We start from the raw sequence: 16,000 nt of genomic DNA on the forward strand, positions 1-16,000 counted from the left end.
CTTGATCGCTCAAGAACGTTTCTGTTTCACAGTCCGTAGCTCAGGGAACAGGTGGGGCCGCCCCACTTAACATCCGTCTGCCCGGCGGTAGGTCTACAAAAGACCGAGAAAAAGTAGCAAGGAATGAACAAATACTCAAGCAGAGCGCTCCACGCCTGCGCGGCCCGGCCTGATTGGGCGATGCTTTACAACGGGTTTGGTAAAGGTGAAAGCCTTCTCCAAGGGCCAGGGTACATTTTGTAGACATAACTGATCCTTTATTCTGTGAGGGAAGCTTTTGATTAATAATCAGGCAGGCTTCTCCAGGCTTGCTGGTAACATGATTTCTTCATGCAGTTTTTTTGGTCGTGCGCGACATTGTTCTATTCCAGCATTCTATCTGTGCTGCCAGAGCTTCCGGACCTCCACAGCCACCTTCTGACCGTTGGTGTTTTCCGGATCGTTTGAGAGGCCAGCCCATAACATCAAGATGCAGGGAAAATGTCGTTTCAGCCGTAATGAGAAGATCTTCTGTAACCTCCTGTGCAGAATCGTGAACGACCCATTCCAGGGAGTCACCATTATTTTTTGCATAAAGCAGGGGAGTGAAATCCGAATTGTGCTTAAGAGCCATGCTTAACCACTCCCCATCCTGGTAAACGCTGTACTGAGGAAGTCTGTTTGAACATATGAAGTTCAGTGATGGATTCCAGTGGAGAAGCCAGTAACGGTTATGCAGATAATAGTTAATGGCCGGTTTCCATGGGTACTCTGTTTCTAATCTGATCCCCTCAAGGCCTGATCTGCAGGCCTGCTGGTAAACTGCGTTCAATGCCTTATTTGAAAGCCCCTGACGTCGGCATTCAGGCAAGACATACAAGCACTCCACAAGCGCAAACCGCATTCCGGCAGTCTCTTTTTTAACGGCAAAAGTACCGGCTATTTCTGAACCACTCAGGATGAAGTATCTCCAGTACTCTTTTGTGTAATAGGCCATATGATCCTGATGGCCTTCGAGCATTATTTGACTGGATACTTCATCTTCATACCCCTCAAACCACCGCTTATCTCTGGTTCTTCCAAAGTTATCGTCACATATCTTCTCTTCATAGCGATGCCATAGATCAACCTCTGTTTCATTGTCGGGATGAACCAGTCTGAAATCATTGAGTTTGTCATCCAGCTTCATATTCATTCATTTTCCTCTCGCCCTTGTGGGATAAATACCTCACGAAAAATGATCATTTCGGCTATCTCCAACCAAGATCAGACAATATATTAATCGCAGAGGATTCCACTTGAATATTTCTTTGGACGAGTGGCTGAGTGCATATAGAGAAGAGGCTGTTGAGTCAGCAGGTGCATGGCCAACATTTAGAGAAGAGATTCTCAGAATAGAGAAAGACGCAGAGAAAGACTGATTGTTGAGGGTAGAATATGCGTACTGGTGTTGCAGGGTTTCAACCCGAGAGGTTAAAACAAGCCCGGCAAGTAGTGGGCATGAACAAAACAGTTCTGGCAAAAAAGGTTGATCGAAGTGTTGGCACCATTTCCAAATGGGAAAGTGGTCAACAATCCCCTGAAGGTGCCTCGCTTGCTGCTTTGTCAGAGATATTTCAGCTGCCTATGCACTGGTTTACCAGGCCGGTTCCCAGTGGTGCTGATGGCGCTTATTTTTTCCGAAGTAATACAACCGCTACTCAAACAGCCAGAACGGTGGCTGAAGTTCGGCTTCAATGGCTGCAAGAACTCTCGCAGACCTTTCAGCAATGGATGAGCTGGCCAGCATTAAATCTCGTAGATTTTGAGGAAACTGATTTATTCCAGATCACCGATGATCAAATAGAGGAACTGGCCGAAACATGCAGAATCCATTGGGGGCTTGGGTTGGGACCTGTCAGCAATGTAATACATGCTATGGAGAGTGCCGGTGTCATCTGTGCCAGGGACTTCATTGGTCACGTCAAGATGGATGGTGTTTCAACCTGGCATCAGGTGGAAGGTCGACCTTATGTTTTTATAGCTTCTGATAAGGCTAATGGGATTAGAAACCGTTTTGATTCAGCCCATGAACTCGGCCATTTGTTGATGCATCAGCATATTGATAAGTCAGCTTATCAAGAAAATTATGCATTGATTGAAATTTAGAACGACTATGCAGCCTTGCTCCTGGCTATTTTATGGATGCGAACAATATCAGCAATGTCGAATTGGTTAATTTTAAACCACAATATAATCGTTCAACCAGTGGGCAAGCTCAGGTCATTCCATTTGCCCAAAGATCTTGCAAGTGACATCGCAACAAGAGCATAACTTTCATCAAAAGCCTCACTCCAAGTTTAAAGTGGCGTGAGTTTTTTTTCGCCAAACAATCGCCCCCTTGTGTAGGACGCACTTATGACTGACCTCTCCGATCGTCTGGATCGCATAGATGTGAAACCGGACAAACTGAGCGAGGCAGCATCCCAACTCGGCAGAATAAAGAACACATTTGCCATCAGACATGAAAGCATGGGCCAGATCGATTCCCGGTTGAATGATATAGAAGTCAGGATCAGGACGCTGGAACATCAGAGCAGTTCACGAAATGTTCTGAGGGCTGGTTGTGACATACTCCCACCACCAAGTTGATGGCCGCCTCACCGCCAGGCGGCTATGGATGGGGGCTTCGTTCGACCTGTATTGAGAATACTCAACACCTCTCGCTATAGAATCTGCACTGACAGGACTATCTATCTCTATAGGGGAACCCTTTACGAATCTGCTGTGTCCCAGCAAGTCAGCTTTACCAGTATAGCAGGGGTTGAGACGCTAACTGGAATAAAGAAGCAAGCCTCTACGGTGGTCCAGCGCTTCGGTTGCCTGCTACCGCGGCCCGACCTGCGCGGCCCGACCTGCGCGGCCCGATCCATCTCCACCCAAGCTCTACGAGCTATGGATGGAGTATTCCACGAGAGTTGATAAAGTAAATTTGGTGACAGAAATTAAGAGTTCTAAAGACTAATTCCTTAAAAATCACCGAGTAAGCATTACAATGAGAGAACAGGTCCAAAATATTGAATAGAGAAGTATTATATAATCAATGAGTTTTTTGGTAACTCACAAGGCTTGTTTCCCGGGCTAGAAACAGAGAGCCTCCCCCGGAGTGTTCATGAATATCGGTAAACTTTACATTATTGCTGCCCCTTCCGGTGCTGGAAAGACCAGCCTGGTAAAGGCGATGGTTGAATCTACACCCCATGTGCGTGTGTCCGTCTCTCATACAACCCGGGGTATCCGGTCCGGCGAGCAGGATGGTGTAGACTACCACTTTACCTCTGCAGAGGGCTTCCGGGACATGCTGAACAAAAATATGTTTCTCGAGCATGCAGAAGTATTTGGTAACTATTATGGAACCTCGGCACACTGGGTTCGTGAACAGCTGAACAAAGGCGAAGATGTTATTCTGGAAATTGACTGGCAGGGGGCGCAACAGGTGCGCCGTTTGCTGCCTGATGCCGTTTCAATCTTTATCCTTCCACCTTCTCTTGAGGCTCTCAGGAAACGGCTGATCGGACGAGCCACCGATGATCCTTTGATCATTGAAAAACGTATGTCTCTGGCGGTCAGTGAAATGCGTCATTATGGTGAGTTCGATTATCTGGTAATAAATGATGAGTTTGATCTTGCTTTACGTGATCTGCAAACTATTATTCGGAGCCAGCGCTTATCAATTAATTGGATGCAGTACTACAAGGAAGACTTGATTAAAGGCCTCATAGGCTGAGCCATCAAGGGTCGTTTAACGAAAAAGGTCTATATTAATAGTATATTAGTCGGAAATGATCTTATGAATTTTAACAGAGTGTCAGGTGGTCATATTTCCGGATATGGTCGAAGATACACTAATCCTGTCAAGGGTCAGCGTTCCTTAAAATACAATCACCACAAAGTTGGTCGTACGGCCTGTAATAATCATTTAAGAAGAACTCATCCTGAGTATTGCAAGACTAATAAAAAAACAAATTTAAAACAGATAACTACCTTAGAATATACATCTGATAATTCTATCAGGACTGATAAGAAGAAGATTCAACCCAATCCAGATAAATTACCAAAATTATTTTCTGAAGTGACCAGCAGGGGGACTAAAGCTAAATCTGCAGAAGAGGCAAGAGATTCAATAAATAAGTACTTCCAGCTACTTTCAAGATTTTACTCCAGAGAAGCCCCCCCTTCAATTAAAATAAGAGAGCGTTTATATAATGATGTTGTAAAGCTTTCTGCAAGGGTTATGAGTTTTGAATTTATAGCTGGTCGGGATAAAGATAAGGAAAAAACACTGGGTTTAACTGCAGAGCTTCTTCAACAAATGCTGTATGGCCTGTCAACCTCTACTGCTGAGTTTGTAAATAGCCAAGTGACAGCAGTTCTTTCCCTGGGCATGATGACCCCGGAGGATAAAGCATTTCTTTTTAACTCCTGTTTGAATACTCAAATTATTTCAGTTGATAAATATACTGCTGATATCTTAAATTTAGATACAAAAATTGCTAACCTGTCCAACAAATTAACTGATGCAAAGCAAGGTGATGCGGAAAACATCAGGTGCAGAATCCGGTCTGCGGGTTTTGAGCGGGAAGATTTAATGAGAGAGTATGAACAGCTGATGTCTGAGCAAAAGGATGGAATGCACACCCAAAAAGAGTTTTTCCAGAGCTGTTATAAAATCATGATCAACCAGGTCAAATCTGAAGTCAGGGAATCTTTCAAAAAACAATTAAAGAAAAAAATCAAAAAAAATCTTGATGAAGGTTTGAAGCTGATTAACAGAATAATGGAGAAAATGGATTCAACCCTTCGTAGTAAAGCTGAATCTATTGCGAAAAATGAAGCCAACCGAAAAAAGGGAGTCCAGGCGGAAGATGTATATCAGCAAAAAAAATTGGACCTTTTTTTAGTTTTGAATGATGAGATTTTGGGGCTTGTTAGAGAGGATGAAAAAGGAGTCCGTGATTTAAAATCTACCCATGTTTATAAACATGATAAATTAAAACGAGCTTGCCATATTGTCGATGAGGCAAAGGTTGTTGATCTGAAATCTGAGAATTTAGATATTAATGATGTTTTTCTACCCATGAATAAACAGGCTGGAGAGTGGTCAAAAATATTATTACAGCAACTCCCTGACTTGATGCGTGAAAGTATTGACGTGAAAGACTTGACTAAATGTCTCGATGAAAAGGCGCTTGAGATGAATATAAGAGATGATTTGTTTTTACTTGAGGATCTTGAGGATACAGGACATCTTTTTGATAGGAAAAGCGTGCCACGTAAGTCTGGAAGCCGTAGGAGAGAATCTAAAATCTATAACCCGATGACATCAGTAACGAAAATTTTAAGAGACGCTGTTGTCAGGCAGGGGCAAAATATAAAAACATTTGTAACTGCTCAGTCTGAACCCGCGGATATTAAGAGGCAAAGTGCAGTTAGGGGTCTGATCAAGTTCTTTGAAGAAACCATTGAGCAGCACAAAATGGGGATAGGTTATACCGATACCGCCCTCTAAACAGGATATCGAGCAAGTCATTTTGGAAAGCTGAGCAAGGCGGAATGATGAGTAAAACTAGGGCTATTGCGAGGAATTCCAATGAAGATCCAGCTGTCAAAATAGCTGCGCAGATCATATTTACAAGGTGGACTTTGTATAATAAGCACAAGGTGGACCTGGTATAATAAGCAGTTGGCCAAATGGAATCGTATATTTCTGGTTAAGTGGATAATTACTATACAAGGCGCAACGTTGGGAGCATAGCTGACCGGAGTTGCAACGCCCCATAACTGCCAGAGAATCGCAGGACCGGTTGCCAGGATCGACTGGCAACTTAGTCAAAAAATGTAATTTCAATTGGTTAACTACTTATGCGTTCTATAAAGCCTTGGTAGCTTCCTTTAACCATTCAATATCTTGCCCTTCAAGTTCAGGTGAAAGCGCTTCTCTCACCATTTCGTGGTACCTGTTCAGCCAGTTAATCTCTGTATCAGTCATTAACTCTTTAACCAGTGGTCCGGTATCAAAGGGAGCCAGTGTCATAGGAATCAGCTTAAAGAATTTCGCAAACTCATTCTTGATATCCTCAGCGACCAGCATAATATTCTCAAGCCTGACACCATGTTTGTGATCACGGTAAATGCCCGGTTCGTTCGTTACCAGCATGCCGGGCTTCAGGGCAACGTCAGACCATCTTGGGCTGATGCTCTGGGGCCCTTCATGCACATTCAGGAAATAACCCACCCCATGGCCAGTACCATGATTAAAGTCAATACCTTCACGCCACAAAGGCTGCCGGGTAATGGCATCGAGCTGTATCCCACGGGTTCCTTCCTTGAACCTGGCCGTTGCCAGGGCAATATGGCTTTTCATCACCAGGGTGTAATCTCTCTTCTCCTCATCGGTCATCTCACCGCAGGCAAATGTGCGGGTGATATCGGTTGTCCCATCCGGGTACTGAGCACCTGAGTCGATTAACAGTAATCCCTTGTCTTGAATGGGATATGCAGACTCCTGGTCCGCCCGGTAATGACAGATAGCGCCATGTCCTGCATAACCGACAATTGAGGGAAAGCTGACCCCCCGGAAATACTTTGACTCTGATCGGAACTGAAGCAGCTGCTCATCAATATTGACTTCATTAAGCTGCCCTGAGGGAATGTTGCTTTTCAGCCACCGCATGAAGCGAACCATTGCAGCTCCATCCCGGCGATGACAGTCCTTCATCCGTTCTATTTCAGTGCTATTTTTAATGGCCTTCAGGTCGGTGGTTGGCAATCTGTCTTCTATCAGGTTAACGGATGCAGGCATCGAACAGGCCAGCTGGTAACCGGTGTTGGCCGGGTTAATCAGCAGCCGGGTGTTATCCGCAAGCGATGATAACCTGGCCAGAATTTCATCGTAGGCTGCCAGCTCTACACCAGACTTTGCCAAGGCTGTCAGTGCATCTGCAGTTATTCGCTCCTGGTTGGTAAACAGGGTGATGCGCTCTGGTGAAATCAGTGCATAGGCAAGAAATACCGGATTACAGTCAATATCCGACCCCCGCAGATTAAACAGCCAGGCAATATCATCCAGTGTGGTGATAAGAAGCTCCGTCGCCCGGCGCTCCCTGAGAATTTCCCGAACCTCCATGACCTTTTCTGTGAGCGTTTTACCAGCGTAGATGTTCTGGTGAACAAAAACAGGCTCAAAAGGCAAAGCTGGCCTGTTGGTCCAGATATCATTCAGCAGGTCGTGATCGAATTTCAAAGTAACGGATTTAGCAGCCAGTTTCTCTTTGAGGTTTCTGACATTGCTCAGACTCATAGTGGCACCATCGAAGCCAACACAACCTTGCTCAGGGACTTCTTCGGTTAACCAGTCAGCCATTGAGGGAACTTTGGTCTGACCATCTTTCATCAAGGTAATTTCTGAGCCTGCCAGCTGCTCTGATGCCTGAATAAAGTAGCGGCCGTCTGTCCACAGGGCGGCTTTATCCTGTGTTACTACCAAGGTGCCTGCAGAGCCAGTAAAGCCAGAGAGCCAGGCTCTGCCTTCCCAGTGAGGGGCGACATACTCACTGTTATGGGCATCAGAAGATGGGACGATCCAGGCGTCAATACCATATTCAGCCATTGCGCCACGAAGATCTTGAAGCTTTTTAGTGCTCTTTGGACTTGAACCAGAGCGGTTGGGGGTATTCACCATGTGTTTATTCCAGGCTTTTGACCATTCGACGAGTGAGTTTTGAGCAGATATTTTTATACTTAACCCGAAATAACTTCATCTTTTTATTCAGTCCGGGAAAATGTCACCTCCTGCTTCCCGCCAACCGCTGCCCGCAAAAACACATGTGGTTTCAGTTTTTCGGGAAGCGGATAGCGTCTGTAGAAATGTCGAAGTTACTTCAGGACAGCTCCTTATGAATACTATAATCCGCGCCCTTTATGGAGCAAACACTAACCCTGCTAAAGCTTGTCTGGCTTCAGGCCGTAAAGTACACTAAAAGGTCCGGCATAAAGGTTCTGATTTTAGAACCCGAGATTAAATTGATGGAGTAAAACGTGGCTCGAGTAACTGTAGAAGACTGTCTGGATAACGTAGATAACCGCTTTGAGCTGGTTATGGTCGCCTCCAAGCGTGCCCGCCAGCTGACCATTGGTGGTAAGGACCCCAAGGTGAACTGGGAGGATGATAAAGCAACCGTTGTCGCTCTGCGTGAAATCGCCAAAGGTCTGGTGACCCCGCTTTCTGTTGACGACCGCACGGTTGATGACGACGAAGCCGCAATGTTTCTGGCTGGTGTAGAACAGTAAGCGCTTGACCTTCGTACAATCTTAAGGTCACAAATTTTAGAAGATAAAAAGGTGCAATGGATGATCTGCGCGTATGGAGCGGACTTTGCTGACCATCGATGAGTTTGCCGGCCGCTTGAAGTCCTATCTGAATCCCGAGCAGGTCAACCTGGTTCGTCGGGCTTACTATTATGCTGAGCAGGCCCATGACGGACAAACCCGCCGAAGCGGCGATCCGTACATTATCCATCCTCTCGAAGTAGCCTCTATTCTTGCCGACATGCACATGGACCATCAGAGCCTGATGGCAGCCATGTTGCACGACGTCATTGAAGACACCGGTATCGAAAAGCAGGACATTGCCGGGCAGTTCGGTGATGTGATTGCTGACCTGGTAGATGGGGTCAGCAAGCTGACCCATATGAATTTCGAAAACAAAACCCTGGCCCAGGCCGAAAACTTCCAGAAAATGGCGCTGGCCATGGCCAAGGATATTCGGGTTATTCTGGTTAAGTTGTCGGACCGTCTCCATAATATGCGCACGCTGGGTGTGCTCAGGCCAGACAAGCGCCGTCGCATCGCCAAGGAAACACTGGATATCTATGTTCCCATTGCCAACCGTCTTGGCATGCATACGCTTCGAATAGAGCTTGAGGATCTGGGCTTCTTTGCCATGTATCCCATGCGGGCCCGGCTGATTCGACAGGCGGTGCGCAATGCCCGTGGTAACCGTAAAGACCTGGTCAGCCAGGTTCAGCAGGCGATTGCTGCCCGGCTGGAGGAAGAAGGCCTTAAAGGCCGGGTAGTCGGGCGGGAAAAGCATCTGTACAGCATCTACAGCAAGATGAAGAACCAGCGAAAGTCTTTTGATGACATCATGGATATGTTTGCGTTCCGAATCATTGTTGACAAAGTCGACAGCTGCTATAGAGCACTTGGCATTGTCCATAACTTCTATAAGCCCATTCATGGGCGCTTCAAAGATTATATCGCCATCCCGAAGGCCAATGGCTACCAGTCCCTTCATACTACCCTGTTTGGTATGCACGGTGTGCCCATAGAAATCCAGATCCGGACTCAGGAAATGGAAGACATGGCCAATAATGGTATTGCTGCCCACTGGCTTTACAAGTCCGGAGAAGAAGCACTGTCAGGCAGTCAAGCCAGAACCCGGCAGTGGCTCAAAGGTCTGCTGGAACTGCAGAAAAATGCCGGAGACTCCCTGGAGTTTATTGAGAATGTTAAAATCGATCTGTTCCCGGACGAGGTTTATGTGTTCACGCCTAAAGGGCATATTCTTGAGTTACCCAAAGGTGCGACCGCAGTTGATTATGCTTATGCTGTTCATACCGATGTGGGTAACACCTGTGTAGCCTGTCGCATCAATAAACGTTTGGCGTCGCTCAGTCAGCCGTTGCAAAGTGGTCAGACGGTTGAAGTCGTTACCGCGTCCGGTGCAAGACCCAATGCGGCCTGGTTGAATTTTGTGGTCACCGGCAAGGCGCGTTCCAACATTCGCCACTTCCTGAAAAATCAGCGCAGAAATGAGTCAATTGCCCTGGGCCGACGTTTGCTGAGCAAGGCACTGGTCAGTTTTGACAGTAGCCTTGAACAAATTGGCGAACAGGTTATTCACCAGCAATTATCCGTGCTTGGTCTGGATGATATTGATGAGCTTCTGGAGGATATTGGTCTTGGTAACCGTATGGCCTATATCGTCGCCAAGATATTGGTTGAGCCCGGTAGCCTGCTGGAGAGCAAGAGCCAGCTGGACCTGTCAAATCGTGAGAAACCCCTCTCGATTCGTGGCTCTGAAGGAATGGTTATCAGCTTTGGCAAATGCTGCTATCCAATACCCGGAGACCCGGTGGTTGGCCATGTCAGCTCGGGCCGTGGCATTGTTATTCATACCGATACCTGCCCGAATGTCTGCGAAATTCGACATAACCCGGAGAAGGTTCTGGAAGTTGAGTGGGATAAGGACGTCTCCGGTGAGTTCACTGTTGAACTCAGCGTAGAGCTGGAGCATCACCGTGGTATGATTGCCTCTTTGGCTACTGCAATTACGGCGGTGGAAGGGAATATTGAGAAGATCAGTATGGCAGAGCAGGACTCTCGATGCAGTATTGTTCAGCTGCTACTCAGTGTTCGTGATCGGGTGCATCTGGCAAAAATTATTAAACGACTTCGGGTAATAAAAGGTGTTCACTCGATCATTCGACGACGTCGGGATTCTTAGATAACTGTTAATCAGAGCACGGCAAGAAAACACCAGGATTCTGCATCAGTAAAAAAATAATCACCAGCATCCTGTAAATATCACCCTGTATCCTTGAAAAATAATGTTTAAACCCTGGGGCTGTCCGAGAATAGCGCAGGAGCAGTTGCCGCGTAGGGCAGTCTATTCTGGGACAGCCTCGTTTTTTCCTTAATCTTTTTTTTCCACGGGCTCAAAGGCTTTCGACTTTTGATTCCAAAGTTTAAGAGGGTAGATCGATGAGTAACCGACAAACAATTAATACTGATAAGGCGCCCAGGGCCATTGGCACCTATTCCCAGGCAGTAAAGGCAGGAACCACTGTTTATATCTCCGGCCAGATTCCATTGGTTGCAGAAACCATGAAATTACTGGAGGGAAGCTTTAAAGAGAAAACCCGTCTCTGCTTTGAAAACCTCAAGGCTGTTGCCATGGCGGCTGGTGGAACCCTTGATGATGCTGCCAAAGTAACCATTTTCCTGACCGATATGGCAAACTTTGCTGAGGTCAATGAGGTGATGGCTGAGTTTTTTAAACCGCCTTATCCTGCCCGTGCTGCTATCGGTGTCAAAGAGTTGCCAAAAAGTGTACCGGTCGAGGTAGAGGCTATTTTGGAACTGAAGTAAGTTCCTGCAGTGACAGGGGCTTCTGGTTATCTTCAGTCAGGGGCTCTGCGTATATCCTGCGACGTACATTTCTTTTGCGTTTGATTCTTTTGCAACTTTTTGATTGATCGATAAACACAAGTGGTCGAAATGCATTGTCGATACTGGGTTTAGTCTGGAGTCTCTGGCAGTGTGAGCACTCGGAATAGAACTGGCAGTGGCTCTGCCATTGCATATCGTAAATTTCTGAGTGATGTTTGTTTGATTCATTCTTTATACAGCCTTGCCCTGTGGGTAATGAGTGCCTTGCTATATCACCTTGCCCCGGGGCAACTTCATTAACAGATCGTCCTGAGTGGCGATGTGCCGACAAATTGTTCTGGTTCTCTGAATTGAGGCTCTGCACGTGTGTTGGTGCAACAGATGTTGTTGGGGTGGCGCTCACAATCTTGTGCTCTTTCCAGTGGTTGAAAATAAATGGGTTAATCGTTAGAAAGATTTTTAAGGCGATAGTTCAAAAATAATGGGCCGCATCGATGTGCGAAGTCTCCTGAAACCGCCCTGTGGATAACTCTGTGAATTATTTCTTGGTAAACCGTTAATAAGCTGGTATTAACGGTCGTTCAGGTTTTTTGAACTTGTGGATTATCAAATTCTGCTGACCTTAATGCCTGTCATGGAGAAGGCTGGCATAACCGCTTTTATAGTCAGGAAAGTAAAATTTATAACCCGTCTCGATAATCCGTTGGTTGGAGCACCGTCGATTCCCTCTTTGTGGTGGTGAACAATTGATATTGTCTAATGACACATTCAATTGTTCACCAAGCCACTGCAGCACATCAAACGTTGTCGCCGGGGTACTGTCGACGCCAAGATACAAGTTATCTACGGGCAGGTGATCCATATCTCGTCGAATAAGGTGAGCAATGATGCCGGCACAGTCTTTTCGGTGAATTCGGTTACTGTATACGGGAGGCTCTATCGGGCAGCCCTCACCTTTCAACACCCGGCTGATTAGCCGGTTTCGCCCGGGGCCATAAATCCCGCCAAAACGAATAGCTGTGCCGGGGAAGGGGGCGTGCTGAAGCAGTCTTTCTGCTGCCAGCATGATCAGACCATTGAACTTCACCGGGTGGGTTGCTGACGTTTCATTCACCCATTCGCCATTGCTCTGGTGGAAAGTGCTGGTGCTGGAGGTGAAAAAAATACGTTTTGGCTGGTATTGCTCTTGCACCAGACGGTTAAGAATATTCTGCAGCCCATCAATGTAAGCCTGTTGATAATGCTCTTGTGATCTTCCATCAGAGGCGGCGGCATAGACCACATAGTCAATCTGTCCGGGCCAGTCACCGAGGTGTTCGACATGAAAGAGGTCTCCCCGTATGGGGTTAACATCAGAGGGTAGCATGGCAATATTCCGCCGCAGACCCCAGACATTGAAGCATTTCATGGCGGTCAGTTGCCGGGCCAGTTCACAGCCCACATCACCGCAACCGGCAATCAATATATTGAGCTTATTCATAGCTGTAGTCTATTAGTTGATATAACCCTTGGAAGAAACATAATGGCAATTTCGTTTGGTTAACTACTTATATGGCTGTATAAATTTACAGTATTATAGATGGTACGAAAATCCTTGCCAGTCTTTCAGGGTTTTTATGAGCTAAAGGTCTTTATCAATTCAGGGCTATTTATCAAGCTGTCTTATCGAAACCGTTGAAAATCATTATGACACTGACAGAACTTCGTTACATTGTCACCCTTGCCCGGGAGCAGCACTTTGGCAAAGCGGCCAGCAAGTGCTTTGTCAGCCAGCCAACACTGAGTGTCGGGGTTAAAAAACTGGAAGATGAGCTAGGTGTTGCCCTGTTTGAGCGAACCCGCAATGCGGTTCATGTGACCCCAATGGGGGAATTGATCGTCAGCCAGGCGCAGAAAGTTCTGGAAGAGGCATCAGCCATCAAGCAACTGGCAAAATCCGGGCAAGATCAGCTCAGTTCACCCTTGCGAGTGGGCGCGATCTACACCATTGGCCCTTACCTTTTTCCCCACCTGATTCCTCAACTGGCACAGTCCGCCTCCAATATGCCGCTATATATTGAGGAAAACTTTACCGCTGTTTTACGCAGAAAACTTCGTCTTGGGGAGCTGGATGCCATTATCATTGCCCTGCCCTTTAATGAGCCGGATGTGTTAACCAGGTCGCTTTATGATGAGCCTTTCAGGGTATTGTTGCCCGGTGGCCACCCCCTGGAAAGTCAGAGCGCGATTGATCCGGCTGATCTGGCCAAAGAAGAGCTGTTGCTGCTGGGCGAAGGGCACTGTTTCCGCGATCAGGTGCTGGAGGCCTGCCCAATGTTGGCCAGTAAAAAAGAGGCTGGCGGTGATGCTCTTCATGACGGGAGCGGTATTGAAGCGACCTCACTGGAAACCATCCGACATATGGTGGCGTCCGGTATGGGGATCAGTGTTCTGCCACAGTCCGCCATTGTGGATCATCATTACGCGCCCAATATTCTCAGCTCCCGGCCATTTTGTCCGCCAGCACCGGGCAGGACGGTGGCCCTGGCCTGGCGAGCCAGCTTTCCGAGGCCGAAGGCAATTGATGTGCTTTCGGATGCCTTGAGACAGTGTTCGGTTAATCAATAAGTGGGCCAATGGAGCGTATGGACAGGTCATTGCACAATATTCCGGTAACCACAATAAAAGGCGTTGGTGATGCTCTGGCCGGTAAGCTGGCCAAAATAGGCATTGTTACTATTCAGGACCTGCTTTTTCATCTCCCACTGCGTTATCAGGACAGAACCAGGGTGACACCGATGGGCACCATTCAGCCGCAAACTGATGTGGTGATACAGGGGAAGGTGCTGGCATCTGAAATCGTGATGGGTAAACGCCGCAGCCTGCTGTGCCGGGTTGGTGATGGGTCCGGATCCATTAGCCTGAGGTTCTTTCATTTTACTGCTGCCCAGAAAAATAACCTCCGCCAGGGCGCTGAGATCCGATGCTTCGGTGAACCCCGGCGGGGTGCTACCGGGCTTGAGATGTATCACCCTGAATATCGGGTGATCAACGCCGATACCCCGGCTGACATTGAAGCAACCTTAACCCCGGTCTATCCGGCAACAGAAGGTCTGACCCAACAGCGCATCCGCAGTTTATGTGAGCAAGCATTAAAACTACTGGCCGATGAAAGCGCTCTGCAGGAACTGCTTCCTGTGCATATTCGGCAGACATACAGCCTCAGTTCCCTGGTGGAAGCGGTTCGACTGCTGCATCAGCCGCCACCGGAAGAGTCGATGATACTGCTCAGTGAAGGGCGGCATCCTGCCCAGCAACGTCTGGCTTTTGAGGAGTTATTGGCCCATAACCTCAGCCTCCGGCAGCTTAGAAAGCGAGTACAGTCTGTCGGTGGTTTTGCCATGCCACCGCAAAACCGGTTAACCCGGCAGTTACTGGCGCAGCTCCCCTTTTCCCTGACCACGGCGCAGCGACGAGTGGCCGATGACATCAGTCAGGATATGGCCATGGAAAAGCCCATGCTGCGACTGGTGCAGGGGGATGTCGGTTCCGGGAAAACCGTGGTCGCGGCACTGGCAGCTCTGCAGGCGGTAGAAAATGGTTATCAGGCCGCAGTGATGGCGCCAACGGAAATTCTGGCAGAACAACACCAGCGGAACTTCTCAAACTGGCTCAAGCCGCTGGGTATTTCCATGGCTTTCCTGTCCGGAAAAACCAAAGGCAAAAAACGCCAGGAGATGTTAGCCCAGATCGCTTCTGGCGAAGCCATGGTTGTGGTTGGCACCCATGCCCTGTTTCAGGACGATGTGTTGTTCCATAAGCTGGGTATGGCGGTGATTGATGAGCAACATCGATTTGGCGTTCATCAACGCCTGGCCCTGCGGAAAAAGGGCGCGAAAAATGGCGGGCTGCCTGACCAGCTGATTATGACCGCCACCCCGATCCCCAGAACATTGGCCATGAGTGCTTACGCCGATCTTGATGTTTCTGTGATTGACGAGCTGCCGCCGGGACGGACACCCATCAACACCGTCGTTATAGGTGACGACCGTCGTGAAGAGGTGATTAAACGCCTGAAAACCGCCTGCCTCGAAGGCCGCCAGGCTTATTGGGTGTGTACGCTGGTCGAGGAGTCTGAAGCATTGCAGTGTCAGGCGGCCGAGGTGACGGCACAGCAGTTGCAAGAAACACTTCCAGAGTTGTCTATAGGTCTGGTTCATGGCCGGATGAAAGCCAGCGAAAAGGCCGAAGTGATGAACGCTTTCAAGGAAGGTCATTTGCACCTGCTGGTGGCCACCACCGTTATTGAAGTGGGTGTTGATGTACCCAATGCCAGCGTGATGATCATTGAAAACCCGGAAAGGCTCGGGCTGGCTCAGTTGCACCAGCTTCGGGGGCGAGTGGGGCGTGGTAAAATCGCCAGCCACTGTCTGCTGATGTACCACGCGCCGTTATCGCGACAAAGCAGGGAACGCTTGCAGGTGATGAGAGATTCCAATGATGGCTTTGTGATCGCCGAAAAAGATCTGCAGCTAAGAGGCCCCGGTGAGGTCTTAGGGACCCGGCAAACCGGCCTGGCACAATTCCGGGTTGCCGATCTGGAGCGGGATCGTGACTTGCTGATGGCTGTGCGCACGGCTGCTCAGGAGTTAATGCACCAGTCACCAGAAGCAGTAGAGCCGTTGGTGAATCGCTGGCTGAGCAAGGGGGAAGAGTACGCGAATGTTTGATAAAGTTGCCAGATTCAGGGGAATCTGCAGCGGGTCAGTTAATTATTGCCTGAATCCGTAAGGTTTTGATTGCACCGGAAGAATTTTACCAATTTAATATA

General features: G+C 47.9%; 12 protein-coding genes. 9 read left to right on the forward strand and 3 right to left on the reverse strand.

Features of this window, described 5'->3' with window-relative positions; translation table 11 throughout:
• Positions 1-328: 328 nt before the first annotated feature.
• A complete protein-coding gene (locus KDK14_RS21105) occupies positions 329-1,174 on the reverse strand; it encodes a GNAT family N-acetyltransferase (RefSeq protein WP_257267229.1) in 846 nt (281 codons plus the stop codon).
• Between the two features lie 242 nt (positions 1,175-1,416).
• Here KDK14_RS21105 and KDK14_RS21110 point away from each other — a divergent pair, with 242 nt between their 5' ends.
• From KDK14_RS21110 to KDK14_RS21125, 4 genes are all read left to right on the forward strand, one after another.
• A complete protein-coding gene (locus tag KDK14_RS21110) occupies positions 1,417-2,127 on the forward strand; it encodes an XRE family transcriptional regulator (RefSeq protein ID WP_257267230.1) in 711 nt (236 codons plus the stop codon).
• A gap of 249 nt (positions 2,128-2,376) precedes the next feature.
• Entirely contained in the window at positions 2,377-2,610 is a 234-nt protein-coding gene (locus KDK14_RS21115) for a hypothetical protein (protein ID WP_257267231.1), read from the forward strand.
• 520 nt (positions 2,611-3,130) lie between these two features.
• Positions 3,131-3,745: a guanylate kinase gene (gene gmk / locus KDK14_RS21120; RefSeq protein ID WP_257267232.1), complete on the forward strand. Its 615-nt coding sequence runs from the start codon at positions 3,131-3,133 to the stop codon at positions 3,743-3,745.
• 63 nt (positions 3,746-3,808) lie between these two features.
• Entirely contained in the window at positions 3,809-5,527 is a 1,719-nt protein-coding gene (locus KDK14_RS21125) for a hypothetical protein (protein WP_257267234.1), read from the forward strand.
• 360 nt (positions 5,528-5,887) lie between these two features.
• Here KDK14_RS21125 and KDK14_RS21130 read toward each other — a convergent pair whose 3' ends face one another.
• Complete coding sequence (locus KDK14_RS21130; protein ID WP_257267235.1) at positions 5,888-7,699, reverse strand: aminopeptidase P family protein; 1,812 nt, start codon at positions 7,697-7,699, stop codon at positions 5,888-5,890.
• Positions 7,700-8,055: 356 nt separating this feature from the next.
• Between KDK14_RS21130 and rpoZ the strand changes: the two genes are divergently transcribed.
• The 3 genes from rpoZ to KDK14_RS21145 all read left to right on the forward strand — a co-directional run bounded on the left by rpoZ (position 8,056) and on the right by KDK14_RS21145 (position 11,169).
• Positions 8,056-8,307 (forward strand): DNA-directed RNA polymerase subunit omega, encoded by a 252-nt coding sequence (gene rpoZ / locus KDK14_RS21135; protein WP_257267236.1) that lies wholly within the window; start codon positions 8,056-8,058, stop codon positions 8,305-8,307.
• An 85-nt stretch (positions 8,308-8,392) separates the two neighbouring features.
• Positions 8,393-10,525, forward strand: coding sequence for a bifunctional GTP diphosphokinase/guanosine-3',5'-bis pyrophosphate 3'-pyrophosphohydrolase (spoT, locus tag KDK14_RS21140; RefSeq protein WP_306671650.1), 2,133 nt, complete (start codon positions 8,393-8,395; stop codon positions 10,523-10,525).
• Between the two features lie 257 nt (positions 10,526-10,782).
• Entirely contained in the window at positions 10,783-11,169 is a 387-nt protein-coding gene (locus tag KDK14_RS21145) for a RidA family protein (protein ID WP_257267239.1), read from the forward strand.
• Positions 11,170-11,812: 643 nt separating this feature from the next.
• Here the strand turns inward: KDK14_RS21145 and KDK14_RS21150 are convergent.
• The gene (locus KDK14_RS21150) at positions 11,813-12,670 is read right to left on the reverse strand and encodes an SDR family oxidoreductase (protein WP_257267241.1); all 858 of its coding nucleotides are present in this window, start codon (positions 12,668-12,670) and stop codon (positions 11,813-11,815) included.
• Between the two features lie 206 nt (positions 12,671-12,876).
• On the opposite strand from KDK14_RS21150, the gene KDK14_RS21155 reads away from it, so the two are divergent.
• Both KDK14_RS21155 and recG read left to right on the forward strand, forming a co-directional pair.
• Positions 12,877-13,797 (forward strand): hydrogen peroxide-inducible genes activator, encoded by a 921-nt coding sequence (locus KDK14_RS21155; RefSeq protein ID WP_257267242.1) that lies wholly within the window; start codon positions 12,877-12,879, stop codon positions 13,795-13,797.
• A 17-nt stretch (positions 13,798-13,814) separates the two neighbouring features.
• On the forward strand, positions 13,815-15,899 hold the full coding sequence (gene recG / locus KDK14_RS21160; protein ID WP_257267243.1) for an ATP-dependent DNA helicase RecG: 2,085 nt from the start codon (positions 13,815-13,817) through the stop codon (positions 15,897-15,899).
• Positions 15,900-16,000: the final 101 nt, after the last annotated feature.

This window comes from Endozoicomonas sp. ONNA2 (genome assembly GCF_024606365.1).
GTDB lineage: Bacteria > Pseudomonadota > Gammaproteobacteria > Pseudomonadales > Endozoicomonadaceae > Endozoicomonas.